Source organism: Streptomyces sp. V1I1, assembly GCF_030817355.1.
Classification (GTDB): domain Bacteria; phylum Actinomycetota; class Actinomycetes; order Streptomycetales; family Streptomycetaceae; genus Streptomyces.
Genome location: NZ_JAUSZH010000001.1, coordinates 4,262,057 through 4,288,030, shown reverse-complemented (window position 1 = coordinate 4,288,030; position 25,974 = coordinate 4,262,057). Strand labels below are relative to the sequence as shown.

General features: G+C 70.1%; 24 protein-coding genes, 1 tRNA gene, 1 other RNA gene and 3 pseudogenes. 16 read left to right on the top strand and 13 right to left on the bottom strand.

Annotated features, from left to right (window positions below):
• Nucleotides 1-45: 45 nt before the first annotated feature.
• The 5 genes from QFZ67_RS20180 to ffs all read right to left on the bottom strand — a co-directional run bounded on the left by QFZ67_RS20180 (nt 46) and on the right by ffs (nt 7,436).
• Nucleotides 46-1,506 (bottom strand): N,N-dimethylformamidase beta subunit family domain-containing protein, encoded by a 1,461-nt coding sequence (locus QFZ67_RS20180; protein WP_307662476.1) that lies wholly within the window; start codon nt 1,504-1,506, stop codon nt 46-48.
• A 171-nt stretch (nt 1,507-1,677) separates the two neighbouring features.
• A complete protein-coding gene (locus tag QFZ67_RS20175) occupies nt 1,678-3,435 on the bottom strand; it encodes a hypothetical protein (protein ID WP_307662475.1) in 1,758 nt (585 codons plus the stop codon).
• Between the two features lie 212 nt (nt 3,436-3,647).
• A complete protein-coding gene (purD, locus tag QFZ67_RS20170) occupies nt 3,648-4,898 on the bottom strand; it encodes a phosphoribosylamine--glycine ligase (protein WP_307662474.1) in 1,251 nt (416 codons plus the stop codon).
• Nucleotides 4,899-4,958: 60 nt separating this feature from the next.
• Nucleotides 4,959-7,211 carry a DNA polymerase III subunit gamma and tau gene (locus QFZ67_RS20165; protein WP_307662473.1) on the bottom strand — a complete coding sequence of 751 codons (2,253 nt, stop codon included), beginning with the start codon at nt 7,209-7,211 and terminating at the stop codon, nt 4,959-4,961.
• Nucleotides 7,212-7,337: 126 nt separating this feature from the next.
• An RNA gene (gene ffs, locus QFZ67_RS20160) (signal recognition particle sRNA small type) lies at nt 7,338-7,436 on the bottom strand.
• 72 nt (nt 7,437-7,508) lie between these two features.
• On the opposite strand from ffs, the gene QFZ67_RS20155 reads away from it, so the two are divergent.
• The 6 genes and pseudogenes from QFZ67_RS20155 to QFZ67_RS20130 all read left to right on the top strand — a co-directional run.
• Nucleotides 7,509-7,596 (top strand) — tRNA-Ser (locus QFZ67_RS20155).
• 227 nt (nt 7,597-7,823) lie between these two features.
• Nucleotides 7,824-8,102, top strand: a complete 279-nt coding sequence (locus tag QFZ67_RS20150; protein WP_307662472.1) for a CopG family transcriptional regulator — start codon at nt 7,824-7,826, stop codon at nt 8,100-8,102.
• The gene (locus QFZ67_RS20145) at nt 8,099-8,524 is read left to right on the top strand and encodes a PIN domain-containing protein (protein WP_307662471.1); all 426 of its coding nucleotides are present in this window, start codon (nt 8,099-8,101) and stop codon (nt 8,522-8,524) included. The genes QFZ67_RS20150 and QFZ67_RS20145 overlap by 4 nt, the downstream gene beginning before the upstream one ends.
• A gap of 479 nt (nt 8,525-9,003) precedes the next feature.
• Nucleotides 9,004-11,433: a helicase-associated domain-containing protein gene (locus QFZ67_RS20140; protein ID WP_307662470.1), complete on the top strand. Its 2,430-nt coding sequence runs from the start codon at nt 9,004-9,006 to the stop codon at nt 11,431-11,433.
• 103 nt (nt 11,434-11,536) lie between these two features.
• Nucleotides 11,537-11,752 (top strand): type II toxin-antitoxin system VapB family antitoxin, encoded by a 216-nt coding sequence (locus QFZ67_RS20135; RefSeq protein ID WP_307662469.1) that lies wholly within the window; start codon nt 11,537-11,539, stop codon nt 11,750-11,752.
• Nucleotides 11,749-12,153 (top strand): annotated as a pseudogene (locus QFZ67_RS20130) (PIN domain nuclease); the annotation flags it as partial. The gene QFZ67_RS20135 and the pseudogene QFZ67_RS20130, both read left to right, overlap by 4 nt.
• Nucleotides 12,154-12,586: 433 nt before the next feature.
• Here the strand turns inward: QFZ67_RS20130 and QFZ67_RS20125 are convergent.
• The 3 genes from QFZ67_RS20125 to QFZ67_RS20115 all read right to left on the bottom strand — a co-directional run bounded on the left by QFZ67_RS20125 (nt 12,587) and on the right by QFZ67_RS20115 (nt 16,440).
• Nucleotides 12,587-15,634 carry a hypothetical protein gene (locus QFZ67_RS20125; RefSeq protein ID WP_307662468.1) on the bottom strand — a complete coding sequence of 1,016 codons (3,048 nt, stop codon included), beginning with the start codon at nt 15,632-15,634 and terminating at the stop codon, nt 12,587-12,589.
• A gap of 150 nt (nt 15,635-15,784) precedes the next feature.
• Entirely contained in the window at nt 15,785-15,907 is a 123-nt protein-coding gene (locus QFZ67_RS20120; protein WP_307662467.1) for a hypothetical protein, read from the bottom strand.
• A 374-nt stretch (nt 15,908-16,281) separates the two neighbouring features.
• Complete coding sequence (locus QFZ67_RS20115; RefSeq protein WP_307662466.1) at nt 16,282-16,440, bottom strand: hypothetical protein; 159 nt, start codon at nt 16,438-16,440, stop codon at nt 16,282-16,284.
• Between QFZ67_RS20115 and QFZ67_RS20110 the strand changes: the two genes are divergently transcribed.
• Nucleotides 16,418-16,633: a hypothetical protein gene (locus tag QFZ67_RS20110; RefSeq protein WP_307662465.1), complete on the top strand. Its 216-nt coding sequence runs from the start codon at nt 16,418-16,420 to the stop codon at nt 16,631-16,633. The two genes, QFZ67_RS20115 and QFZ67_RS20110, sit on opposite strands and share 23 nt — an antisense overlap.
• Nucleotides 16,634-16,833: 200 nt before the next feature.
• Here QFZ67_RS20110 and QFZ67_RS20105 read toward each other — a convergent pair whose 3' ends face one another.
• The gene (locus QFZ67_RS20105) at nt 16,834-17,052 is read right to left on the bottom strand and encodes a hypothetical protein (protein ID WP_307662464.1); all 219 of its coding nucleotides are present in this window, start codon (nt 17,050-17,052) and stop codon (nt 16,834-16,836) included.
• A 544-nt stretch (nt 17,053-17,596) separates the two neighbouring features.
• Here QFZ67_RS20105 and QFZ67_RS20100 point away from each other — a divergent pair.
• From QFZ67_RS20100 to QFZ67_RS20075, 6 genes and pseudogenes are all read left to right on the top strand, one after another.
• Nucleotides 17,597-18,532, top strand: a pseudogene (locus tag QFZ67_RS20100) (PP2C family protein-serine/threonine phosphatase); the annotation flags it as partial.
• 215 nt (nt 18,533-18,747) lie between these two features.
• Nucleotides 18,748-19,104: a PRC-barrel domain-containing protein gene (locus tag QFZ67_RS20095; protein ID WP_307662463.1), complete on the top strand. Its 357-nt coding sequence runs from the start codon at nt 18,748-18,750 to the stop codon at nt 19,102-19,104.
• A gap of 74 nt (nt 19,105-19,178) precedes the next feature.
• Nucleotides 19,179-19,349 carry a hypothetical protein gene (locus QFZ67_RS20090; RefSeq protein ID WP_307662462.1) on the top strand — a complete coding sequence of 57 codons (171 nt, stop codon included), beginning with the start codon at nt 19,179-19,181 and terminating at the stop codon, nt 19,347-19,349.
• Nucleotides 19,350-19,522: 173 nt separating this feature from the next.
• Nucleotides 19,523-20,140 (top strand): DUF5994 family protein, encoded by a 618-nt coding sequence (locus QFZ67_RS20085; RefSeq protein WP_307662461.1) that lies wholly within the window; start codon nt 19,523-19,525, stop codon nt 20,138-20,140.
• A gap of 5 nt (nt 20,141-20,145) precedes the next feature.
• Nucleotides 20,146-20,298 (top strand): hypothetical protein, encoded by a 153-nt coding sequence (locus tag QFZ67_RS20080; protein ID WP_307662460.1) that lies wholly within the window; start codon nt 20,146-20,148, stop codon nt 20,296-20,298.
• 52 nt (nt 20,299-20,350) lie between these two features.
• Nucleotides 20,351-20,857, top strand: coding sequence for a DUF5994 family protein (locus tag QFZ67_RS20075; protein WP_307662459.1), 507 nt, complete (start codon nt 20,351-20,353; stop codon nt 20,855-20,857).
• A 15-nt stretch (nt 20,858-20,872) separates the two neighbouring features.
• Here the strand turns inward: QFZ67_RS20075 and QFZ67_RS20070 are convergent, their stop codons facing one another.
• Nucleotides 20,873-21,694: an alpha/beta fold hydrolase gene (locus QFZ67_RS20070; RefSeq protein ID WP_307662458.1), complete on the bottom strand. Its 822-nt coding sequence runs from the start codon at nt 21,692-21,694 to the stop codon at nt 20,873-20,875.
• Between the two features lie 122 nt (nt 21,695-21,816).
• Between QFZ67_RS20070 and QFZ67_RS20065 the strand changes: the two genes are divergently transcribed.
• A complete protein-coding gene (locus QFZ67_RS20065; protein WP_307662457.1) occupies nt 21,817-22,407 on the top strand; it encodes a TetR/AcrR family transcriptional regulator in 591 nt (196 codons plus the stop codon).
• Between the two features lie 48 nt (nt 22,408-22,455).
• Nucleotides 22,456-23,193, top strand: coding sequence for an SDR family oxidoreductase (locus QFZ67_RS20060; RefSeq protein ID WP_307662456.1), 738 nt, complete (start codon nt 22,456-22,458; stop codon nt 23,191-23,193).
• Nucleotides 23,194-23,286: 93 nt separating this feature from the next.
• On the opposite strand, the gene QFZ67_RS20055 is transcribed toward QFZ67_RS20060, so the two are convergent.
• Entirely contained in the window at nt 23,287-23,733 is a 447-nt protein-coding gene (locus QFZ67_RS20055) for a hypothetical protein (protein WP_307662455.1), read from the bottom strand.
• 204 nt (nt 23,734-23,937) lie between these two features.
• Between QFZ67_RS20055 and QFZ67_RS20050 the strand changes: the two are divergent.
• Nucleotides 23,938-24,414, top strand: a pseudogene (locus QFZ67_RS20050) (aldo/keto reductase); the annotation flags it as partial.
• A gap of 7 nt (nt 24,415-24,421) precedes the next feature.
• Here QFZ67_RS20050 and QFZ67_RS20045 read toward each other — a convergent pair.
• Together QFZ67_RS20045 and QFZ67_RS20040 are read right to left on the bottom strand one after the other, a co-directional pair.
• Entirely contained in the window at nt 24,422-25,030 is a 609-nt protein-coding gene (locus tag QFZ67_RS20045) for a sigma-70 family RNA polymerase sigma factor (protein WP_307662454.1), read from the bottom strand.
• A gap of 140 nt (nt 25,031-25,170) precedes the next feature.
• A complete protein-coding gene (locus QFZ67_RS20040; RefSeq protein WP_307662453.1) occupies nt 25,171-25,791 on the bottom strand; it encodes a hypothetical protein in 621 nt (206 codons plus the stop codon).
• Nucleotides 25,792-25,974: the final 183 nt, after the last annotated feature.

The window sequence follows — 25,974 nt, the reverse complement described above, 5'->3', positions numbered from 1 at the left end:
GGGAGGGCGGGCCCGGCCAGGGGGTCCTGCTCGGTCCTGTCGGTCCTAATCGCGTTTGCAGATGCGGTCGAGGAGGTTGGCCGTCGCCCGCTGGACGCGGGTCTCGACATGGCCGGGTCGGTCCAGCGCCGGGGACCAGGCGAACGTGCCGGACGCGAAGACCAGGGCGCCGGAGGGTGCGCGGTACAGCGATGTCTCCTGGTGGCGCACGGCGCCTTCGCTGTCCTGGTAGGGGGAGTGGGCCAGCAGGATCCGTCCCCGGTGCTCGGGGAGCGCGGTGCGCGGGAAGTAACGGTCGGCCTCGCCCGCGACCAGGCCGGGGAGTTCGTCGCCCTCGACTGCGCCCGTCGCCTCCCAGAGCCAGTGGTCCGCGTTCCGTACGACAAGAGGGTGCGGCTCGGGGACCCTCCCCGCGTACTGGATGCCGAGCAGCTGCTGCTCGGCCCGGTCGATCTCGCGCCACAGGGCGGACTTTCCCGGGCTGCGGCGCTTGCGGCAGGTGAGCAGGCGGTCCTCGACGCCGGAGGGGGACGGGCCGAGCTCGACCTGCCAGTACATGGTGTTGGCGGAGAGGAAGACGAGCGAGGTGCCGTGGTCGCGGGCGAGTTCGGCGGTGCGGCGCATGGGGGCCGACCAGTACTCGTCGTGGCCGGGGAAGACCAGTCCGCGGTAGCGGGTGGGGTCGACGCGGCCGGCGTGGAGGTCGCGGGTGTCGGCGTAGGCGAGGTCGTAGCCGTACCGCTCGGCCCAGCGGATGAAGTCGTAGGCGTGGCCGACGTGGAGAGGCAGGCCCGCGCCGGCGTACGGGCGGTCGAAGGACACCGTCATCGCGGCGTCCTCCTCGCCGAGCAGGCGGCCCGTCTCGTCCCAGGCGTGGTAGAGGCTGGCGCCGGTGTGGCCGTCCTCCGGGTAGAGGTTGTACGCCTGCCAGGTGATGTCCGGGAGGAGCAGCAGGAGGTCGGCGGGGTGGTCGTCGCGGACGGTGAAGGGGATGTGGGAGCGGTAGCCGTCGGCGGTGGTGAGCACGGCGACGTAGGCGCCGATGGACCAGTAGGAAGGAATCTGCAGCCGCCAGGAGAGCCACCAGTGGTGGCAGGAGACCGTGCGCTGGGCAGTGAGCGGGGCCGGCTGGACGATGCCGGAGAGGCGGGGGCTGGTAGTGATCTTGGCGGCGCCGTCGCCCGCGTAGTGGCCGATGCGGTAGATGTCGACCGAGAACTGCTGGGGCGGGTCCACCGTGATGTGGAAGTCGATCGCCTCGCCGGGGGCGACGGCGCCGGTGGACGTGAAGCCCTTGATCTGACGGCGTACGTCATCGGCGGTACGCGGCCCGCCGGAGCGGCCGCCGGCCAGGGTGGGGTCGACGTACCAGGGGACGACCTGGCCGGTGTCGTCGAAGTAGTGCTCGCTGCCGCGGAGCCAGGGCAGGGGGCCCTGACCGAAAGGGTCTGTGACGGCGTGGGCGAGGGCGCCCGATTCCCATCGCCGGATCTGGTCTGCCCCCATGCTGCGCCCTCCCTCGATGCCCTGGGACAACTGTGATGCGCCGACTGTTCAGCGCCGGTCTCCAGCACATCACATAACGCACTCACTCCGTCACCGTTCGTCGCGAATTGGCGTGAACGGAGCGCAGGGTTCCGGGGACGGGGTGGCCCTGGGCCCGCCGCGGGTGGCGGGTCAGACCAGGCGGACCGGCTTTTCCGGGCGGACACCGAGGGCTGAGAGCCAGGTGCGGAGCGGGGCCGCGTCGCCGTCCTCGGTCAGGCTCAGGACCCGGGCGGCCAGATCCGCGCGGCGTTCGCCGTTGATCAGCAGGGCCGGGCCGTCGAGCCAGTCGAGGCCGGGGACCGCGCCCGCCGTGTCGACGGCGGCGCAGCAGACCATCGCGGTGACATGGTCGGCGAGCAGCTCGCGGCCGGTACGGGGCGGCTGCAAGGGAAAGAGGGGAAGCGGGTCCGCGCCCCAGCCGTTCAGGGCGTCGCCCGGGCTCTTGGGCACCGGCGGAGCCGCCGCCGCCTCCTCGCGGACGGCCTCCTCGCGCGCGACCTCCGCGCTGATCCCGGCCGCCAGGGTGTCGCCGGCCTCGGCGGTGTCGGCGATACCGGCGGTGTCGGCGGTGGCTGCGGTGTCGGCGGTGGCGGCCTCGCCTTTGTGGGCGGTCTCGGCGGCCTCGCCTTTGTGGGCGGTCTCGGCGCCCCGGCCGGACAGATGGTCCATCACCCGGGCGAGCGTCGGGCCGTTCGGGCCGGCCGACGGCGGCACGCCCAAGTCGTCGAGCACCCGGTGGAGACGGGCCGCTTCCGTACGCCACTTCCGGTCGACGACCTCTTCCGGGTACTGCTGCCAGTCCACCGGGGCCCAGTCGGGGCCCGCCTCGGCCGGGCCGCCGTGGAAGAGTCGCGCGGCCAGCAGGGACGCGGCCTCGTCGACCGCGCCGGGCTCTTCCAGCAGGTCACAGGCGGGCCGCTCGCCCAGCCGGGAGGCGAAGCCCTCAGCCAGGCGGTCGCGGCGGGAGAGCTCGGTCAGCGCGGAGACGACGCCCGCGTCGAGCCGGGACGGCCAGCGGCCCATCCGCCAGGCGGGCAGCGCGACCCGGGTCAGCAGCCGGTCCCAGCCTGCGTAGGCGAGGCCTACCTGCTCCTGGGCGACGATCCGCAGGCCGTAATCCACAGCCTGTGCACGCTCGGACGCGGCGGCCGCGACACCCCGCTCCATCTCGGCTGCCTGCACCTGGCAGCTGCGCAGCAGCAGTCGGGTTATCCCGCCGACGAAGCCGAGCGCCACCTTGCCTATCCGCCCCAGACCGGGGTCGGCGGCGACGGCGACCGCCGCGTCCAGACCCCGTACGAAACGGCGGGCCGCGGCTATGTCGGGGTGCGCGGAGGGAGAGGTCCCGGCGACGACCGGCGCCAGCACCGCCCGCAGCTCGGCGACCCGCATCCACCACAGGAACGGCGAGCCGATCACCAGCACGGGCGCCTCGGCAGTGCGACGCCGGCGCCCGCTTCGTATCGCATGGGCCGGGTGGGAACGGTCCTCGAGCCAGCTGTCGCAGTCCGGGGTGAGCGCCAGCGCGGACGGCGCGGGCACCTCGAGGCGCTCGGCCAGATCCCGCACCAGCCGGTACAGATCGGGGGCCGCCCGCTCCGAGAGCTCGACGGTCGGGCTGAGCGCCGGGCTCGCTCGTACGATCACGGCCGCGACCGTCGCGGCGAGCAGCAGCACGACCACCGCGAAGACCGTCACGGCCAAGCGCGCGTCGGCCCAACTCTGGCCGCCCATACGCCCCGTGGCGCCGCCGACGAGGAGCACGACGGCCACGGCCGCGGGCAGCAGCGCCACGGCCACCGCCGTGCTGCGGATGCGCAGCACGGCGAGAGCTCGGGAGCGCGCTGCCTGCGCGCCCATCGACTCACCGATACCGGTACCGGACACGGCCGGACCTCACCCCCTCTGCCCTGCGACGGTGTTGCTCACTCCCCCACTGTGGCACCCGTCACTGACATCGCAATGCCGGTGGGCCAAGTGCCGGAACGCCTGCGCCGCACCCTAGTTGGGGCTCCGACAGGCGTCATCCGGATGGCCCAGCCGTCACTCGATGGAATGGCTTTGGTCAAAGGTGATGACGGTTCTCGCGCGCTAGGGGTTCACTCCCCGGCGGCCTTGCGTGCGATGTCCGTACGGTGCTGGGAACCGTCCAGCCGGATCCGGGCCACGGCCTTGTACGCGCGCTCACGAGCCTGAGTCAGGTCCTTTCCGGTCGCGGTGACCGAAAGTACCCGGCCGCCGGCGCTCAAAATCGCGTCGCCGTCCCGCCTGGTCCCGGCATGCAGAACGTACGCATGGGGCGCATCCTTGGCCGCGACCTCGTCCAGGCCCTCGATCGGGTCGCCGGTGCGCGGGGTGTCCGGGTAGTTGTGCGAGGCGATGACCACGGTCACGGCGGCGTCATCACGCCACCGCAGCGGCGGCTCGAGGTCGAGGGTGCCCTGGGCGGCGTGGAGCAGCAGGCTCGCGAGCGGGGTCTGCAGACGGGCCAGGACCACCTGGGTCTCCGGGTCGCCGAAACGGGCGTTGAACTCGATGACCCGTACGCCGCGACTTGTGATCGCGAGGCCCGCGTACAGCAGCCCGGAGAAGGGCGTGCCGCGGCGGTGCAGTTCGTCGACGGTGGGCTGGAGGACGGTCGCCATGACCTCGTCGACCATCTTGGGGTCGGCCCACGGGAGGGGGGAGTACGCGCCCATGCCGCCGGTGTTGGGGCCCGCGTCGCCGTCGAGTGCGCGCTTGAAGTCCTGGGCGGGCGTGAGAGGGAGGACGGTCTGGCCGTCGGTGATGGCGAAGAGGGAGACCTCGGGGCCGTCGAGGAACTCCTCGATGACCACGCGTTCGCAGGCCAGCGCGTGCTCGCGGGCGGCGGCGAGGTCGTCGGTGACGACGACGCCCTTGCCGGCGGCGAGGCCGTCGTCCTTGACGACGTACGGAGCGCCGAAGGCGTCGAGGGCCTCGTCGATCTCCTCGGGCGTCGTACAGACATAGCTGCGGGCGGTGGGCACTCCGGCCGCCGCCATCACGTCCTTGGCGAAGGCCTTGGAGCCCTCCAGTTCGGCCGCCTCGCGGGAGGGGCCGAAGCAGGGGATGCCCGCGGCCCGTACGGCGTCGGCGACGCCGGCGACGAGCGGCGCCTCGGGGCCGACGACGACGAGCTCAGCCGCCAGCTCGGTGGCGAGCCGCGCCACGGCCGCGCCGTCCAGCGCGTCGACCGGGTGCAGCTGGGCGACCTCGCCGATGCCGGCGTTTCCGGGCGCGCAGTGCAGAGCGGTGACGTCGGGGTCGAGGGAGAGAGAGCGGCACAGGGCGTGTTCGCGGGCGCCGCCGCCGATGACGAGGACCTTCACGGCAGCCAGCCTAACCGCCCGGGAGTGGCTGACCTGTACAGGCCTCCGAGGCGGCCTCCCCTACTCGTTCGTATATTCCTCCACGACCGTGGCGCCGAGCTCGCGCACGATCAGGTCGTGGCCGGAGAGCGCGGAGTCGACGAGGTCGGGGTCGTCCTCTTCCGGCACGTCGTCCTCGGGGGCGACCGGGGGCGGGGTGTGCGGAGTGTGCGAGGTGCGCGCGGGGGCCGCGCGCGAGGGCTCGGGGGCGGAGGCCTGTGGGGCCGGAGCGGACAGGGACGCCGGGGAGGACTGTGAGCTTTGAGGTGCCTGGGGGGCTGCCGGGGCGGGGCGGGGCGCTGGTGCGGGGGCCTGCGGGGCCGGGGCCGACGAGGGCCGGCCGCCGTAGCCGCCTCCACCGCCAGAGCCGTAGCCACCGCCGCCGGACGGGGGCTGCGTGCCGCCGCCGGGGCCGCCCACGCCGCCTGAGGGATCGATGATCGCCTCGACCTTCCACTGCACGTTGAACTGCTCGGCGAGCGCCTGCTTCAGCACTTCCTCGCTGCCGCTGCTAGTGAAGTTGTCGCGGGCGCCGGCATTGATGAAGCCGAGCTGGAGGGTGGTGCCGTCGAAGCCTGCGACCTGCGCATTCTGACTGAGCAGGATCCAGGTGAAGCGGCGGCGGTTCTTCACGGCCTCCAGGATGTCCGGCCACATGTTCCGTACCTGTACGGCGCCCTGGGCCAGGCCGGCACTGGGCGCGGCGGGGGTGGGGGCGGGTGCCGGTGCTGGGGCTGGGGCCGTCGGGGCGGGTTGAGCGGGCTGGGGCGCGGAGGGGCGGCCGCCGCCCTGACCAGGGCTCGACGCCGTGGGCCAGCCGCCGGGACGCCGCCCGGCCTCGGAACCGGTTGCGGCCGCGGCGGGCCAGGCTCCGGGGCGCTGTCCGGCGGGCGGCTGCTCTGCCGGGGGAGCGACGGGCTCGGGAGCCGGCGTAGGCGTGGGCGTGGAGGCGGGCGCGGGTGCCTGGGCGGACGTACGTGCGACGGCCGGACCGCCGCCCTGCGGCGCGGACGGTGCGGTTGGTACGGACGGTGCGTGGGGTACGGGCGCGTGGGCCTCGGCCTCCGGCCCGGGGACGTACCCCATCGCGGGCCCCGGACCCCCGGTCGAGAACGTCGCTCCCCGCTCCAGGCGGTCCAGCCTCGCCTGCACCGACCGCTCGTCGTCGAAGGCGGCGGGCAGCAGTACCCGCGCGCAGATCAGCTCCAGCTGCAGCCGCGGCGAGGTGGCGCCACGCATTTCCGTCAGCCCGGTATTGACCAGATCCGCGGCCCGGCTCAGCTCGGCAGCCCCGAGGACAGACGCCTGCGCCTGCATCCGCTCGACCACGTCGGCCGGGGCGTCGATGAGCCCCTTGCCCGCCGCGTCCGGCACGGCGGCCAGGATCACCAGGTCCCGCAGCCGCTCCAGCAGGTCGGCGACAAAGCGCCGCGGGTCGTTGCCCCCCTCGATCACCCGGTCCACGACCTCGAAGGCCGCGGCCCCGTCGCCCGCCGCGAAGGCGTCCACGACCGAGTCGAGCAACGACCCGTCCGTGTACCCGAGGAGGGCGGTGGCCATGGCGTACGTCACACCCTCCTCGGTCGCGCCCGACAGCAGCTGGTCCATGACGGACATGGAGTCACGCACGGACCCCGCGCCCGCCCGGACGACGAGCGGCAGCACGCCGTCCGCGACCGGGATGTTCTCCTTGCCGCACACCTCGCCCAGGTACTCGCGCAGCGTCCCCGGGGGCACCAGCCGGAACGGATAGTGGTGCGTACGCGACCGGATCGTGCCGATGACCTTCTCCGGCTCGGTCGTCGCGAAGATGAACTTGAGGTGCTCCGGCGGCTCCTCGACCACCTTCAGCAGAGCGTTGAAGCCCTGCGGGGTGACCATGTGGGCCTCGTCGATGATGTAGATCTTGTACCGGCTGCTCGCCGGCCCGAAGAAGGCCTTCTCCCGAAGATCACGCGCATCGTCCACACCACCGTGCGAAGCGGCGTCGATCTCGATGACGTCGATCGACCCCGGCCCGTTCCTCGCGAGGTCGCGGCAGGACTGGCACTCGCCGCACGGCGTCGGCGTGGGCCCCTGCTCGCAGTTCAGACAGCGGGCGAGGATGCGCGCACTGGTCGTCTTGCCACAGCCGCGCGGCCCGCTGAACAGGTACGCGTGATTGACCCGGTTGTTCCGCAGGGCCTGCTGCAGCGGGTCAGTGACATGCTCCTGCCCGATGACCTCGGCGAACGACTCGGGGCGATAGCGGCGGTACAGCGCAAGGGACGACACGCCTACGAGGTTATCGGGGCCTACTGACAAGCGACGCCGCCCGCCGATGTCTGCCGCTGCCGGGCGGGGGCCGGGCCGGTGTCCGACCGGGCCCGGCAGCATCCGCCGGCGCCACCGCCGTCCGCAAACGCAAGCGCCCCCCACGCACCCGCCAGAGCCGACCTACCCTTGCTGCCTTCCGGCCCTGGGGGAGTTCAGTCAGATAGCGCCACGTGAGGGGCTCCGCACAGGGTACCTGATGGCAGGGGGTGGGAACGAGTTCGCTAGCACTCCTCAACGTCTTGTATTGTTTGCCGCGGAGGATTCGCCTAGTGGCCTAGGGCGCACGCTTGGAAAGCGTGTTGGGGGCAACCCCTCACGAGTTCGAATCTCGTATCCTCCGCCATTGCTCTCACCGGGCAATACGTTGAAGGGCCCCACCGTTCGCGGTGGGGCCCTTCGGCGTTGTCCGTCTCAGTTTCCGTCTCAGTTGTCCTTGGGCTGCTCCCAGAGCTCGCGCGCCCGGACCGGAACGAGCCCGCAATACCGAAGCGTCCTGCGCCCCGAGCTGCCTTGCCTGTCCGAGCACGGCAATCTGGTAAGGACACCAATACCCGGAGTATGGTCACTTGTATGGCGACAAAGAAGGTGACGGTGACGATCCCCGAGGATCTCCTTGACGAGATCCGCGCGGAGGCAGCAGAGCGGGGCCTGTCGGCGTATGTCGCCGAGGCGCTGCGCTTCAAGCGCGATCGGGACCGGCTGCGGGAGCTGGTGGACTGGCTGCAGGAGGAACACGGTCCGGTCACCGAGGACGAACGCGCGGCAGCGTTCGAGGAACTGGCGGACCTCGACGCCGAGCACGAGCGCCGCCGCGCCGCCGGAAAGCACAACGCCGGAGAGGCCGCGTGAAGAAGCAGGCCGCCGAGCACAGGCAGCCGCCTCTACGCATCTTCGTACTCGACTGCGAAGCCCTGTCCTTGGCCGTGCGCGGCGATCGGAAGATGATCGCCTGGCTCGACCTCGCGGCCCGGGGCGAGGCGGAGGTCGTGACCTCCCCGATGACGCTGGTCGAGGCGTATGACGGCAGGACCACCGAACAACGCTGGGACTGGGTGCTCTCCCGGCTCAAAGTCGCCGATATCGGGAAGGACGAGGCCCGTCAGGCCCGTCGGCTCCTCGCCGACGCCAAGCTGCACGGCCACAAGTACGCGATCGACGCAGTGCTCGCCGTCATCGCGCGACAGCAGAAGGGGCAGGTCACCGTCTTCACCTCGGACGTGGACGACCTGGAGAGGCTGGTCCCGGACTCAATCGTGGTCAAGAAGGTATGACCCGACGCCCTGGTCTCAATTCTGGTCTCATTCGCCCCCGTCCAGCACCGTCCACCACCCGCCCGTAACCCCGCTCCGTCGCAGGTCAGAACGTTCCTGATCACTGCCGAACCTCCGGACGAACATTTGGAAAGCGTGTTGGGGGCAACCCCTCACGAGTTCGAATCTCGTATCCTCCGCAGCCGCCTGAACAGGCGAAACGAAGAGCCGAGCCGCAATCGCGGCTCGGCTCTTCGCCGTGCGCTGGTTGCAGTTTTGGTTGCATTCATATCCCCCTATTAAGGATATTTCGGCGAGCGGGTAGCCGGATCTTCTACTGCCGTCGGCTCGTCTCGTCGGGCTGGGCCCGCGGCGGGGAGGTGCCCCAAACTCTGTCTTCGTACGGCATCCGCGGATCATGGAACTGCGCCATCCTTGACCTTGGCGCCGAAGCGGCTTCGGCCGCCTGTGACGTTCCCTGTCTGTCGAGGTGCACCCTCATGAAGTCCCGATCGACGCTTGCGACTTGGCTGAGCGAACTCGACGGTTCCCGCCTGGCACGCGTACTCGCCATGCGGAAGGACGCAGCCTCCTCTCCGGAACCACGCTCGGTGGGGGAACTGGCGGACCGTCTCCAACGTCCGGGGTCCGTGGCACTCGTCCTGCCGCAACTCACGCTGCCGTGCTTGCAGGCCGCCGAGGCGCTGGCAGCCCTGGGAGCACGAGCGACCCGGGACAGCCTCGCGGAGTTGCTCGGCTCGACATCCCCTGCGGCGGTACACGCGCTGGACGCGACCCTGGAGGCGCTGTCGGATCGGGCGCTCGTGTGGCACGACGGCAACGAGGCACTCCGCATGCCTACGCCCTTGCGGCAGGCGTGGAGCACGCCCCTGGGACTTGACGCCCCGCTGGAAGAGCTGCTGGCCGGCACCACCTCGGAGGAACTGCGCGGCATGCTGGCGGTCCTGGGTATCAAGCCACCCGGCACCAAGCAGCAGCGACTCGCGGCACTGGTGGAGCATCACAGTGACGCGGAACGGGTCGCCGCGTTGGTGGCTCAAGCACCGGCGGCCACACGGAAGTTGCTTGAACAGAGCGCCAGGTCCACGCCGCGTCAGTCACTGTTCGTCGCGTTCGGGGCTCCTGGCCGCGACCTCCAACCAGACGCCCGATGGGCACTCGACCGCGGGCTTCTGCTCCAGGACCGTCACCGGTACGGGCCCGTCCGGATGCCGGTCGAGGTGGCCTTGGCTCTGCGGGGCCCCGATTGGCACGCTCCGTTCGAACCTCTGCCGCCCGTCACACAGTTGGTGCCCATCACCTCCTCGGAGGTGGAGCGGGAGGCCGCGGTGGCCGCCACCGCGTTCGCGGCCCATGCCGCCTCCGTCCTTTCGGCGTGCGCGACCGCTCCACCGACCCGGCTGAAGTCGGGCGGGATCGGCGCGCGTGAACTGGCCCGGCTCGGCAAGGCCGCCCAAGCGGACGACGCCGTCGTACGCATCGCCCTGGAGACCGCGTACGCCGCCGGACTGCTGGCCCGCGACGGCGATCGCGTACCTCCCACCGAGGCGTACGACGCCTGGGCCGAGCAGGAGCCCGCAGAACAACTCGCCGTACTGCTCCGGGCATGGCGGGACCTGCCGCTCACCCCCACCCGGGCGCGCGACGAAGACAACAAGGCGCTTCCCGCGCTCGCCGGTGCGCCTGACTGCGGCGGCTGTCTGCAGGCCCGCCACGGGCTGCTCACCGCGGCAGCGGGGCTCCCGGCAGGACAGGGTGTGAAGGTCGCGTCGGAGCTGGGGCCACTCGTGGCCTGGCACCGTCCGCTCGCCGACGACGCCTCGCCCCAGGACACGGCACCGTTCAGCACCGTGATCCGCGAAGGCGAACTGCTGGGCGTGCTGGCACGGGGTGCGCTGTCCCCGCTCGGTGCCCACCTGGCGGCCCACGCCGACGAAGAGCTCGACATCACGGCCCGGCGGCTGCTGCCCCCCGCGACCACGACGGCCCGGATCGGCGCCGACCTCACCGCCGTCGTCACCGGCACCCCGTCCGCGCGACTCGCAGCGCTGCTGGATTCGATGGCCGGCCGAGAGACCAGTGGCACGGCGTCGGTATGGCGCTTCAGTGCCGGCAGTATCCGCCGGGCCCTGGACGCCGGCCGCACCCCGGACGACATCACAGCGGACCTGGCAGCCGGCTCCGCCACAGCCCTGCCACAGCCGCTGACCTATCTCATCGCCGACACCGCACGAGGTCACGGGCGGGTGCGCATCGCCCCCGCGGCCTGTGTCATCCACGGCGACGAACCCGCGCTCCTGGCCGAACTCGCCGCCCACCGCGCACTGTCCAAGCTCGCCTTGCGGCAGCTCGCCCCGACGGTCCTGGTCAGCGGCAGCCCACCCGCGACGGCTCTCGCCGCGCTCCGTGCTGCGGGCTACGCCCCGGTCGCCGAGACCGCCGGGGGAACGGTACGCATCGAAAAGCGCCTGCCGCACAGGGCCGCCGCTGCCGTCCCGCCCCCGCGAAGGAACGTCGGGCGGCGCGGCCCCCGGACCACCGCAACCCGCGCCTCGGACATGCCCACCGACGCCGGGATGGACGTCCTGGCCGACCGGCTGCTCAAGGCCCCGCCGACGGCGCCGGAACCCGACCCGTTCGGGAGCGGGGTGCCTTTCGCGACGGACACCGAGGAGATCATCGCCGGATACGCGAAGCACCTGTCGTACAGCGACGTCCGCCAGGTCGCCCATGCCATCGACACCGGTGCGGCCATCACGGTCGAGTACATCGCCACCTCGGGCAACCGGACCGTACGCACCCTCAGCGACCTGGAACTCGACCCGCCCTACCTCGACGCCTGGTGCCACCTGCGCGAAGCGGAACGCGTCTTCACTCTCTCCCGCATCCACGGCGTGATGCCCGCGTAGGACTCGGCGGCCAGGCCGGGTGCCCGGATGACCGGGTGTGCCACCTCGCGGGGCACGCACGCGAGATGTACTTAACCCCACATTTGATATCAGGGAGGCACTCGTGAGTCGGACGGTTATCGACCTGGACGACGACCTGGTCGCGGACGTGGCGAAAGCCCTCGGGACGAGCACCAAGAAGGAGACAGTCAACACCGCTCTTCGCGAGGTGCTGGAGAGTCGGCGTCGCGCCCTGGCTCTCGCCCGGCTGCGGGCCTCGGCCGGGGACGGCGCATTCGATCTGGAGCTGTTCGAGAACAAGGGGAACTACCGCCGGTGAACGCGGCCCAGTTCCTGATCGACACCAGCGCGCTCGCTCGGTTCATGCGCGAGGACGCGGAGCAGTACGGCTGGGACCAGGCGGCAGCCGCCGGGCTCATCGCCACCTGCCCGATCACCGAGCTTGAGTTCTTCTACAGCGCCCGGTCGGCCGCCGACAGTGCGCGCGGCATCGAGGACATGCGGCTGATCTTCGGTTGGGTTCCCGTCGACGACCGCGCCTACGACCGCGCCTGGCAGGTCCAGGAAGCTCTCACCAAACAGGGAAAGCATCGCAGTGCGGGTGCGGTGGATCTCGTCGTCGCCGCGACGGCCGAGCTGCAAGGGCTCACCCTCCTGCACCGCGACCACGACTTCGCCTGCATCTCGGCAGTGACCGGCCAGGCTCTCCAGTGGTACGGAGAGCGGCAAATAGGCGGGCGATGGTTGCAGTTCTGGTTGCATTCACCTCCGTACAGCTCCGTTCAGGAGCCCCACCCGCCACAGCCGCACCGCAGGTCAGAACGCTCCCGCACACCCCTGTACCCCCAGACGAACATTTGGAAAGCGTGTTGGGGGCAACCCTCACGAGTTCGAATCTCGTATCCTCCGCCATTGCTCTCACCGGGCAATACGACGAAGGCCCCGACCCTCCGCGGTCGGGGCCTTCGTCACGCTGCACAGTGCCCTGCTTCGGGTCCAGCCCGTGATCTTCGAGGGCAGTACAACGACGGACGAATGGCCGCTCCAGGGCGTGGAGGATGGTCTTTCAGCACTGGAAGACGCGCTACGGGCCGAACTGGCTATGCCAGGGCGCGTGGGTTCGCGGCCCCGGCTGGGCCGCCGTTGACGTCGATCACCAGGGCTTTGACGTGTCGCCGTCGGCGGTGAGGCCGTATCGCAGCAGGTTCTCCCAATCGGGGTCCCACCGCTTGCGCAGCTCCGCCAGCCGGGTCAGCGCTTCGCCGTATCCCGCATCAGCAGCGGCACGGTAAAGACGGTCGGCGTCCTGGAACTTCCCTCTTCCGGCGCGAAGTTGGGCGAGATCGGAGAACGCCTCCACGTGACCGGCGTGCGCCGCCCTCCGGGCGAACTCGTCCGCCGCCTCGTGGTCCTCCGCCTCTTCCTTCAGACGGGCCAGCTCGCCCAGCACCCGGGTCTCCCCCTTGTCGGCCGCGAGACGGTACAGACACTCCGCGTCCTGAGTCCTTCCGGCCACCTCCCGTAGTTGGGCCAGTTGGGCCAGCACCTGACTGCCTCCTGCCGAGGCCAGGCGTTCGGCCCCTTCACTGTCGCCGCTCGCCTCTCTCCGAAGAACGAACTCATTGAGCGCGAGGCTGTGGCCGGCAAGAGCCGCACGGAGCACGAGATGTTCGGCGCCCTTCTTGTCCCCGGCCTCTTCACGCAACCGGGCGAGCAGTACGAGCGCTCCTGTGTTGCCCGCACGCTGAGCGGTGTCCGCCAAGCGCTCGGCACCGTGGCGGTCACGAGTCTTCTCCCGCAGCCACACCAACTCGAGCAGGGCGAAGGTACTGCCCGCATCAGCGGCGCTGCAGGCCATGCGTTCAGCCTCCTCGCTGGCCCCGGCCTCCTCCCGCAGCAGAGCCAGGGCGGCCAGCGCATCGGTGCTGCCCTTGTCGGCCGCGGCACGGTACAGACGCAGCGCTCCCTCCGCGTCGCCCGCCTTCTCCCGCAGGCGAGCCAGCTCGGTCAGGGCAATCGTGCTGCCCTGGTGCACAGCCGAACGAAGGAGTGATTCCGCCCCGTTGCTGTCTCCCGCCCTCCTCCGCAGGCGAGCCCGCTCGGTCAGGGCGAACCTGCTGCCTGAGCCGGCAGCGAGGTCCAGAAGGCGTTCCGCACTCTCGCTGTCGCCGGCCCGCTGCCTCATCCGGGCCAGCCTGACCGCCGGGCGGACCTTGCCCCGCGCGACGGCGGCCTGTACCAGGCGCTCGGCACCCTCGCCGTCGCCGGACTTCTCCCGCATGCGCACCAGTTCCGACAGGGCGTATGTGCTGCCCGCTCGGGTCAGAGCCGTGAAGGCAAGTTCCTCCGCTCCTTCTTGGTTTCCCGCACCTTCCCTGGACCGAGCCAGCTCAGCGAACGTCCTGATCTCCCCTATGGCAGCGGCGGCGCGCATCAGGCGCTCCGCACTCTCCTCGTCGCCGGACTCCTGCCGCAGCCGAGCCAGCCGCGTCAGGGGGGTGGTGTCGCCCTGGTTGGCGGCCGCGTTGGCCAATTCCTCGGCTTCCCCCACCTCCCCTGTGATCTCCCGCAGCCGGACGAGCTCCCATCGCGCCTGGCGATCGGCCTTCAAGGCGGCCTCGTAGAGCTCCTTTGCCTTGGCGATGTCTCCCGCGCCTTCGCGGAGCCGGGCCAGGTCGGGCTGCACGTCGGTGTTCCCGTCCTCGAGAGCCACCTCGTAGAGACCCACGGCAGCACGCAGCCGACCCCGGGCCTCCGCCGCCTGCGCCAGCGTGGCGCGTTCCTCGTTGCCGTGGCAGTGACGGGCGGCTGCCTCCCAGAAGGAGGCCGGCGGGCACAGCAGCCGGCGCTCCACGCGGCCCTGCTGTTCCAGATAGTCGGCGAGCCGGTACGCCGTCCCGCCGACGTCGTTGCTCCTGCGCGGAATCTTTGTCAGCGGCCCCGGAACCCCATGGCACGGCGTGGCGCAGTACGCCAGAGCCGCATCCAACCAGTCGTCTCCGAGGCAGCCGAGTTCGTGGTCCGTGAGGTAGCCCTCGGCAGCCTCGGCGAGGAGCGCATGGGGCATCGCGGGGCCATGTCCGAGTCGTCGGTAGTCCATGGCCGCATGGATCAGCGCTGCCGCGCCGGGGGGCGCGCATCGATAGCGGGTCATGAGCCTCGGGACGCCGGCGAGGAACTGTGTGATCTCCCCGTCGGTGGCGCCGGTCAGGGCACTGGCCAGTCGTGGGTCGCCGGCCGCCTCCCGACGTGCCTGGCGCATGTCGCTGTCGGTGAACGCCTTGGGCACCAGGATGTACCGGCCAACCCCTGTGAGGAGTTTGCGCTGCTGTTCGAACCGGTCGTCGAACCCCGTGGCGGAGGGGACCGTCAGAGGGTCCCAGAATCGCGGCCAGATGGTGGCGAGGACCAGTAGAGGGCCACGCCGTCGGTCGCCGAGAGCCGTGCGCAGTCCTGCGGTGATGCGTTCGGCGGCCTTCGCGTCCGGGGCGAGGAGGTAGTGCTGGGCTTCATTGAGCCAGATCACGGTTCGTGGGCCGGCTTCCGCGATGTGAACAAGCGCGGAATCGGGGCGCGTCGGATCGTAGGGGTGCCACACACGCCATCCTTCAGGGAGTCGGCGTAACGCCTCCCAGCAGGCCCTGGTCTTCCCCGTCGAGGACTCCCCGACCAGCGTGACAAGGAGGCTCTCGCCACCTGCCGCCCGGTCCACGACCTCGCTCAGCGCGAAATCGTGATCCCGCTCGACGTAGCGGGGCAGCATGGGCAGCGACTCCTGACCGGGCACGCTGATGGCCCGGTGTACCTCCAGGGCGAACGGATCGAGGTCCTTCACGGGGGTCCCCAGAGGCTGTGCGAGCCGGGCGGCGACCCACATGTTCTTGACCCGGGTCCCCACCTCGCTTGCGTCCTTGCCCGCTTCGCGTGCCAGCAGCACGGCAACGGAGACGACATCCTCCTGTCCCGCCAACAGTTCCTCTGAGGCGATGATCCGGTGGACCGTGGCCTTCGAAGGGCTGCCGCGGAACGTGTCGTCGTTCTCGATCTCACTCGCTATGTGCTGCACGGGCGGTGTCCCGGCTTCCACATAGAGCCGGTACACGTAGTCCTTCAAGTCACGCAGCGCCGCCGGGGTCACGGCCCGGGGCTGCGGGATGCACCGCTGGCTGCCCTGCCGCGGACTACTCCTGTGACCGGTCATCGAAGCATCCTTGCGTATCGGAACCGACGCCACACACAAGGTGACGGATTGGCAAGGACGCAGGGCATTCGTCGTCCGCGCCTTCGTTGCTGTACGGGAGCGGAGGGGTGCGCGTCAGGGCATGTGCCAAGGCGCTTCGAGTTCGCTTGCTCACGGCAGCAGCATCCTCAGGGCCTCGCTGGTGGCCGCTCCCGCGATGGCGGAAACGAGGCTGCCCAGGATGATTCCCATCAGGGTCAGTCGCTCGCGACGGCTCAGTGGTCGTCGGGGCATGACAGGTCTCCCGTCTCGGTGCGTTCGACCGGCAGTTGGCCGGCCTGACACACCCACACTCCCGGACGGGAAAGCGCCGTGGACGAGTTGAGACGAGGCAGCGGCAGCTCGTCCTGTCCGCCCAGGTGAGGCGTGTGGGCGCGGGGTCGTCCCCGATGAAGGCGAGACGAGTCGCACGGCAGGGTCGGGGGACGCGAGCCGCGGGGCGGGCCGTCTCGTATCCTCCGCCATTGCCTCACCGGGCGCTTGAAGACCCCGACCGGGTAACCGGCCGGGGTCTTCTGCGTCCTGTGGTTCAGAGCTGTCCGCTGATGCAACAGCGGCCCGTCGGGGCAGGGCGCCGGCAGCCGAGCGGGCCCGAACCGCGCTGTGCGCTACTGGGCGTTGGCCCGCCAATTGCTCACGGGGTGGTCGACGTAGCCGTCGGCGGCGCCGGAGTAGTACGTGGCAGGGTCGCCGGCCGCCAGATCGCGGCCCAGGGCGAACCGGGTGACCAGGTCTGGGTTGGCGATGAGGAAACTGTGGGCGCGCACTGACGTCGCCGCGAGCACCTCGCAGCTCAAGACGGTTGAGCATCCAGAGGTCGGGCGGCTGACGCTCGACTGCGATGTGCTGGAGGCCGCAGGCTCGACGCTGCGCCTGGTCGTCAACACCGCCGCGCCGGGCACACCCGACAACCAGGCCCTGGAGCTGCTCGCCGCCGTGGGCCCGCGGACGTTCGGGTGACGCGCGTGCCCGACGATGTACGCCGGCACTGCAATACCCGTCGCGCCTTCCCCCTCGCATCCGCGCATAAAAGCCCTCGGGAAAATGCATGGACCCCAGAACTGGAGGTTCCGGGGTCCTGGCCAACCCTACTGGTATTCAGATGCACCGGTGGGCCGAGTGATACTCCTGGCCATAACGCCTTGTCGCAAAAGTCGCTGTCAGATGCCGGCGGTCTGCACCGTGACGAGGCTGGAGAGCTGCGAAACGGGCAGGGCGGGCGCGAGGGACTGGACAGTCCCGACGACGTCGCCGACGCTCACGGCGGCGCCGCGGCCGGCGACATCGGCACCGGCGCTGGCGATACCACCGGAAATGTTGTCCAGCTCGCTGTCGGAAATCTCGACGGTCTCGACCTGGGGGGTGAAGTCGTTACGCATGACTTTCCCTTCCTTTCAATGCTCTGGGGTTCCTGGAGTGGCGCCGGCCGGATTTACGGCAAAGCAAAGGCCGGGTGAACGGTCGCCTGGCACCCGAAACCGGGCACCAATAATTAGACTCCCGCACCCCGCAGATGCAATCACGCCGACGGACCGCCCTGCAACTTGCTGGCCGGTCTTTTCCGGGTGCACACTTCGCCACCACAACATGCCTCTGAAGTGCAGTTTCGAACGCCAGTTGGTGACGAACACATTGCATGGACTCTACCGGTCAACACTCACGGAAAAGCCCTCACATGCCCCCGGCCGGGTATATCTGCATTTACGGTCCGACGGATACCCAGTGAGGCGAGATGGCACGAGATGTCCGCATCTTCTGCTTATCGATGTACAGGTGAACCGAAAACGGCATTTAGCCGTGAGGCCCCCTGGGGCACATGCCGGACCCACTCCCGGTGGACAGCAAAGAGGAAATAACTGTGCCACGCGGAAAACGCCCGACGGTGCGCTGTCGCAAAAGCAGGAATTTCGGCAGGCTTCCGGCGCCGGGAGTGTGCGGATGTATCTGCTGCTGCTGGACGGCAGTGCCCAGATCGGGGTGATGGTCGTCACCCTGGACAGCGTCAACGACAACGACCGGCGGCTGCTGCGCAGACTCGCCGGCCTGGTCGCCGACATGATCGTCACCAAGGACGCCTACACCGACGAGTTCTTCCAGGCCCGCCGCCGCGCCCCGATGAACGTGGCCGCCGAGATCCAGTGGTCGCTGCTGCCCCCGCTGTCGATGACCGTCCCGCAGGTCGAGGTGGCCGGAATTCTGGAACCCGCCTACGACGTGGCCGGCGACAGCTTCGACTACGCCCTCAACGGCGACATCCTGCACGTGGCCATGATCGACGCGATGGGTCACGCTCTGGGCGCCGCGACCATGGCGACCGTGGCCATCGGCGCCTATCGCCACACCCGACGCGCCAACACCGATCTGGCCCAGGTGTACGAGTTCATGGACAGAGCCATCAACGAGCAGTTCGGGCCGGACCACTTCGTCACCGCGCAGATGATGTGCCTGAACATCGCCACGGGCAATCTGCAATGGGTCAACGCCGGCCACCCGGCACCACTGCTGATCCGCGACGGCGCCGTGGTGGACCGGCTGGAGAGCCCGACCACGTTGCCGGTCGGCTTCGGTGGTGAGCAGCCGCTAGTCAGCGAGCGGATGCTGGAACTCGGGGACCGGGTGCTGTGCTTCACCGACGGCCTGGTCGAGGAGCACCAAGTCGGCGGGGAACAGTTCGGTGAGGAACAGCTCATCGAGTTCACCAACCGCGTCGTCCGTGACCGCGGTCCGGTGCGGACGGTGGTGCGCGCGCTGTCCCACGCGCTGAAACTGGAACGAGGCGGCATCACCACCGACGACGCGACCATCCTCCTCATCGAGTGGCGCGGCGGCGACGCCGATCATCTCGCCATTCTCGATTGAACGGCTGCGGCAGGACAAATACGGAAATGATGCGCTAGGGGCAGTAGGCTTGACTCTGGGTTGGTGCACTCTCACGTGCAACCGCCCGGAAGGGCGGCCCCGGCGTGTATACGCCGGGGCCGTTGTTCGGGCCGACACCACGGCAGACGCCGTACTCGCCTTCGGGGCAAGCTCGGAGGGACATCCGACCGGTGCACGCTCAGGAAGGAGAGTGCATGATCCAGGCAGCCGACATCCGCGAGTGGCGCAGTCACGATGTCGTCGACCAGAAGGGGCACAAGATCGGCGTGCTCGAAGCGATCTACGTGGACACCACCACCGACGAACCGGCCATGGCCACCGTCCGGACAGGGCTGCTCGGCCGCCAGCGCCTGGTCTTCGTACCCCTCGACAAGGCAATCCTCGGGCCCGGCTACGTCAGGGTCGCCTACGCCAAGGGACTGGTGAGGAAGGCCCCTTCGATCGGCACGGACGACGTACTGCCCGCCGAGCAGGAGGAGTCGATCTTCCAGCACTACGGCATTCCCTACCGGCAGGGCGCGAACGGCGAACGGCAACTCGCGCGGCGCTGACCGCCCGCGCTCAGTACAACCGGCACAGCTCAGCACAGCTCAGTTCAGCTCAGCACAGAGGAGGTGTTCGGGTGATGGTGCTCTTCCTGCTTCTCGTCCTGGTGGCCGTCGTACTGGGAATCATCGGTGTGGCAGCAGAGGGCCTGGGCTATCTGCTGATCATCGGCATCGTGCTCCTGGTGGCCGATGTGGCGTTCATTGCGGTGCAGTGGTCCCGGCGCGCGGGGCGGCGTCCCATCCGCTGACGGGGCTCCCCGCAAGGCCTTCAACCCGTTGCTCGGTATCTGTCCGGCGGGGTTGGCCAGGAGTACCCTGAAGTTACCGAGAACATTTCGCATACGAGCCTTCACGTTCGTGTCGTTCCCGGCGATTCACAACACCGGGCCGGTCCCGACCGGCCCGGAGCGGGGTCCGCGTCATGACCGCGACCATTTTCGATAAGCCCGCGGTCGAAGAGCGGGCCTCTTCTTCGTTGCCGCTGCGACTCACGCTGGCGCCGGCCGGCACCGCTCCGACGCTGATCGACGGTGCGTGGTGGCCCCGCTCCCGCGACCTGACCGCTGAACTTCCCGCGCTCACAGCCGTACTGGACCCGTTGTGGGGGCGGATCACCCGCGTCACGGTGAACCCCACCTTCTGGCCGGTCATCCCGCGCAAGGTGCCCGTCGCCGGGCATCTGGTGCACGTTGGCTGGTTCAAGGCCGAGCAGGACCCCCACAAACTGCTGCTGCTCTCCTACACCGCCGGCCGCTGGGACCTGCTCGTGATCCCACCGGAGACCAGCCCCGACACAGCCGCCCGACTCATGACCGCCGCCGCCGACCCGTTGCGCGTCCTGACCGCGAGCGGCCTGGTCCAGGAGGCAGAGTTCTTCCGGATCGCGGCCGAGGCCGACTGGGACTCGACCCGGGAGCGGGCCTGGGACTCCGAAGGCGGCCATGGAGCAGGCCGCCGGATCTCACGATCACCCGCCCAGGCATTCACCGCTGCCCAGGCAGTCACTGCACAGATACCGGTTCCGAAGGAAGGCAAGTGAGGATCATGGGCACCTTCGTCACCATCCTCGTGATCACGGCGATGATCGCTCTGGGCGCGCTCGCGATCCACATGCTCAACGCCCAGCACAGCGAACGCATCGCCGATGGTGTCGGCGGCTTCGGGCGGCTGTGGCCACGACGTCGCGCCCGGAAGTGAGCCAGCATGCGCAGTCGGCCCTTGCCGAAAGGCCCTCAGAGGGCGGCAACCCATGACTGCCGATTCCAGCACTCCGACTTCCGGCACTCCGACTTCCGGCACCCCGGCTCCTCTCCTGCTCCTCGCGGACACAAGCGATCAGCCGATGACTCCCGGCGCGGCCGTACTGAGGATGGAGACAACCTCCAGCCGAGTGGGGCTTTTCGACGGCGTGTGGTGGCCACGCTCCCGCGCCATCGAAACCCAACTGCCCGGCCTGATCGTCGCCCTGACCACCCGACTGGGACCCATCGCACGCGTCGGCCTGGACGCAAGCGCCTGGGACCACGCTCCCGGCCACATGGTCATCGACGACCGCACAGTCCGTATCGACTGGTCAGCCGTCGACGACCACACCATGATCATCACTCGCGGGCCTCAGGACCACTTCTCCTTCCTGGTGATCCCGCCACACGCCGACGCCTCCGCCGCCCGTGCCGCGATGACCATGGCTGTCCAGGACGACAACTGCACGTCGGCGGAACAGATACTCACCGACACCGGTATCACCCCGGCGTAGCAGCGCCCGTCCGGCTTACTTCTTGATGAAGTCGATCAGGTCGTTGGTGAATGCCTGCTCGTAGTCGCCGGTCAGGCCGTGCGGAGCGCCCGGGTAGACCTTGAGGGTCGCGTCCTCGACCAGCCGGGCCGCCTTGTGCGCGGAGTTGGCGATGGGGACGATCTGGTCGTCGTCGCCGTGCGCGATGAGGGTGGGGACGTCGATGCGCTTCAGGTCCTCGGTGAAGTCGGTCTCCGAGAACTGCTTGATGCAGTCGTACGCGGCCTTCAGCCCGGCCTGCATGCTCATCAGCCAGAACGCGTCCCGGGTGCCTTGCGAGACGGTGGAACCGGGCCGGTTGGCACCGAAGAAGGCCTCGCTCAGCGTCCGGTAGAACTCCGACCGGTCGACATGTACACCTTCCCGGATGCCGTCGAAGACCTCGATGGGCAGGCCTTCCGGGTTGCTGTCGGTCTTCAGCATCTGCGGCGGTACGGCGCCGAGGAGTACGGCCTTGGCGACGCGGCCGGTGCCGTGCCGGCCGATGTAGCGGGCGACCTCGCCGCCGCCGGTGGAGTGGCCGACGAGGATGACGCCTTCGAGGCCGAGGTGTTCGATCAGCTGGGCGAGGTCGTCGGCGTAGGTGTCCATGTCGTTGCCCTGCCACGGCTGCGCGGAGCGGCCGTGTCCACGCCGGTCGTGGGCGATGGCGCGAAAGCCGTTCTCGGCGACGAGGCGCAGCTGGTGGTCCCAGGCGTCGGCGTTCAGCGGCCAGCCGTGGCTGAAGATGACGGGCTGTCCGCTGCCCCAGTCCTTGTAGTGGATGTCGGTGCCGTCGGTGGTGGTGAAGCTGCCCATGAGTCCTGTTCCTCTCGACTGCAATCCAGGTAGACAGAACGTTCTGTCCTCCTCAGAGTGAACCCCCTGCCCGCCCGCTGTCAAGGCCAAAGGAGACAGACCGGTCTGTTAGCGTGGGAAGCATGTCCGCTCAGTCCACCCCGCCCGCCCCCGCTTCCAGGTCATCCGCGCGTACTCGCCTCGTCACAGCCGCGGCGGACATGTTCTACGCGGAGGGCATTCACTCCGTGGGCGTCGACCGCCTCATCGCCGCCGCCGGGGTGACCAAAGCGACGTTCTACCGGCACTTCCCCTCCAAGGAAGACCTGGTCATCGAGTACCTCCGCCTGCGGGACGCGGAGATCCGGTCCCAGGTCGCGCACACGACCGCGGAGATCCCGGACCCCCGCGAGGCATTTGCCGCCGTGGTCGAGTGGCTGGCCGATGAGGTGTGCGGTGCCGGATTCCGCGGCTGCCCCTTCATCAACGCCGCAGCCGAGTACCCCGACCCGGCCCACCCGGTCAGGCTCCTGATCACCGGGCACCGCACATGGTTCCGCGGGGCGGTCGCCGACCTGCTGCGTGCAGCCGGGCACCCGGACCCCGTACCGGCCGCGGCGTCTCTCCTGCTCCTGCGCGACGGCGCGATGGTCGGCGGCTACCTCGACGGAGACGAGGTCCGGGACACCATGATCCGCACAGCCGACGAGTTGCTCAAGGACACCGACGACTGAACCACGGCACCAGCCGGGCCCGGCCGCACCGCAGCTGAAGGACGCGCCATGACCACCATCGCGACTGCCAAGGACACCCTCGACGGGCGGCGGCTGATCGTCGTCGGCGCCGGCTCGCACGTCGGGAGGCAGCTCGCCGCGGCCGCATCGGCGGCGGGGGCCGAGCTGGTCCTGGCCGGGCCCGATGCGGGGAAGCTGGAGGCGACGGCGGTCGCTCTTGCCGGGCCGGCGCGGATACAGCCGGTTGATCTGGCAGACGAGGACTCGATCGCCGCCCTCGCCGCGCAGGCGGGGGCCTTCGACCATCTGGTCTCCACGGCGGCGATGCCCGCCAACGGTCCGGTCGCCACACTTGAACTCGCCGCAGTGCAGCGCGCGTTCGCGGCCAAGGTGATCGGTCCACTGCTGCTCGCCAAGCATCTGGCGGGGCAGGTGAACGAGGGCGGCTCCTTCACCTTCTTCTCCGGCGTTGCCGCCTGGCGGCCCGCCCCGGAGCGGGTGGTGATGGCCACGACCAACGGCGCACTGTCCTTCCTGGTCGAGGCACTCGCGGTGGAGCTCGCGCCGGTCCGCGTCAATGCCGTATCGCCCGGCATCGTCGACTCGGGGGCCTGGGACGGCCTCGGCGAGCGCAAGGAGGCGTTTCTGCGGGGCATCGCGGAGCGCAATCCGGCGCGGCGGGTCGGCACCCCCGACGATCTGGTCCAGGCCGTGCTGTACGCGATCGCCAATCCCTTCGTCACCGGCACCGTTCTGCACGTCGACGGCGGCGGCCGGCTCGCCTGACGCTCAAACCTGACGCTCATAGGGGAAGGCCCGGACCGCATCGCGGTCCGGGCCTTCCCCTGCCGGCGGGGGCCCGCCGACAGGGGTCCGTGCCTACTCCACACGCGAGGAACTCGCGGACCAGTCCGCGCACAGCGCCCAGATCACGAAGACGCCGATCGCGATGCCGATGAGCCCCCAGAGCGGCAGGTACGGCAGCCAGATGAAGTTGATGATGACGATGAGGCCTGCCAGCGCCACACCCACTGCGCGGGCCCAGCCCGCGTTCCTGAGGATGCCCGCGCCGGTGACGGCCGCGATCACGCCGATGATCAGGTGGATCCAGCCCCAGGCGGTCAGGTCCCACTCGAAGACGTAGCTGCCGATGCGCGTGTAGACGTCGTCCGCGGCTATGCCCGCGATGCCGTTGAGGATGCCGAGGATGCCGTCCACGAGGAGCAGGACCCCGGCGAACATGGTGCCGCCGGCCGCCCATGCCTCGCCGGGAGCGGGCGCGGGGGACCTGGTGGTGCCGGACGAGGTCGATGCCTGCTGTGCCATGAGAGCTCCTTGGTCGGGATGACTCCGAGCGTGAGCGGGAGCCTCCCGGACGACCACGCGGACGCGTCCATTCGGGTGAATTACCGACGCTTGCGTGACCGTGCGGGTACAAGGCGCAGTCGATTGCCCGATGGACCTGCCGGGCGTAGAGGAAGCGCCGTGCCCTCGCCGTCGTGGGGCTCTTGACATAGAGCGCGCTTGGCCTGGCGCGTGGAACGGGCCCGCACCCTGGCCGCGGCGGCCGGACTGCCCGGCTACGAAGTCCTGCAGTACCACCACAGCTATCTGCGCCGCCGCACCGACCGGCCGACCCTGCGCTCCCCGGACGGCGAGGTGGGCGTGGCCGCCGGAGACCTGTTCAGCTGTCTGCGGGCCGAGCCGGAGCTCGCCCTCGTCGCCTACTCACCGCTGCTGGCGCGCGGTTACGTACGCGAGGACAAGCCCCAGGACTCCGGCTTCGACCACGCGGGCACGCCCGTCCGGCTGGCCGCGCTGCGTAAGGTCGCCAAGGAGACCGGCGCGACCGTCAATCAGGTGGTCCTCGCCTGGCTGATCGGCGGCGAGATCCCCGTGATCCCGCTGGTCGGCGCCTCCTCGGTGGCGCAGCTGGACGAGAGCCTGGCCGCGGTGGACCTGGAGCTGACCGCGGACCAGCGGGCATGGCTCGACGCGGCAGGGTGACACCGCCTCAGGCGGGCGGCTGCCAGGTGGGGCGCTCGGCGTCGTGCAGCAGTCCGATCAGGGAGCTGCGCGCCCGCGCCACCCGGGAGCGGACGGTGCCCACCGGACAGCCGCTGACCAGGGCTGCCTCGGCGTACGGCAGTCCCAGCAGCTGCGTGAGGACGAACGCCTCCCGTCGCTCGTCCGGGAGGGTCGCCAGGAGTTCGGCCAGAGCGATGCCGTCGTCGAAGCCCGGCAAATTCCGGGACTGGGCACGCTCGGCGGCCGCCTGCCAGTCGTCCGTGTCCGCGAGCCGGGGGCGCGCGGCGGTGTAGCGGAGGCTGTCGATCACCGCGCGGCGGGCTATGGAGAGCAGCCAGGTGCGGGCCGACGAGCGGCCTTCGAAGCGGTGCAGGCTGCCCAGCGCCCTGAGAAAGGTGTCCTGGGTCAGATCGTCGGCGGCTTGTGGGTCCGCGCTGAGGTAGGCGACGTACCGGCGTACGTCGCGGTGCAGTGCGCGCACGAATCGCTCAACGGCCAGTGGGTCACCGCCGCGGGCGGCAAGCGCCCACGCGGTGATCGCGTCGTCGTGACCGGTCGTACATCGCGGCATGGTCGAGGTGAGGGCAGCGTTCATCGCCTGGTGTCCTTCTCGGGAATCCGGGATCCGGACCGGCATGTCTGCGGGCCCGGTGAGTCGTACGGCCGCACGCGAAGGGCGCGGCCGATGCCCGAGCGCCGGGGATTGACCCCGTGGCGGCATCGGGAAGCCGGCTGTCAGATGACAGCGGTCCCGGCGGGCGGACCCCGAGAAGTAAGGACGTGAACGAGCAGCAGCTGCCGGGGCGTACGCATGGCACGGTTCCGGCGCGGGCGGACGCGTGGCCGGTGCGGCATCGCGGGGACGCGGACCGGCAGGCACAGCGGTACGACGAGCCAGCCGGCGACGGCGCGCAGGATCCGGAACGCCGCCCGCTCTCCGTACGCGAGCCAGAGGCCGCTCAGCAGCGCGGCCAGCAGGTGGGCGGCGAGCATTCCGGTCGACGACATGTCGCTCATGTCGTGGTTGGTCGGTGCCATGGATGCCATGGACTGCATTGCGGACCCGGCATGGTGGTGGTGCATGGGCTGCGCCGGCTCAACTGCCGTCTGGGACAAGGAGAACGCGGTGTGCAGTGCGCTCTGGGCGACCAGGGCGAAGGCCACGACCGGGAACAGGCCGTATTCCCGCCCGGCCAGACACCACGCCGCCGCGCCCGTCACCGTGACTCCGGCGAGCGGCGCCCACCAGGGAAGACCCGCCTTCGACATGAGTACGTGGCCGATGGTGGCGAGCAGCACGCAGACGGCCGCGAACACCGCAGCCCGTACCGCGCGCACACCCCGACCAGCAATCATGGCGGGCTCATCCTTGCATTCGCCGCGAGTTCTTCAAGGGTGGATACGGGACTTCCCGAGCGTCGCTCGAGGTTCGGCACGTGATTCAAGCCATAGAAATCCGCGGGAACTTGAGGGGTCATCCGGCCGACTCCTGGCACGACTGGCGGGACCCGGGCACCCGGGTGGAACCGCCCGGGGCGG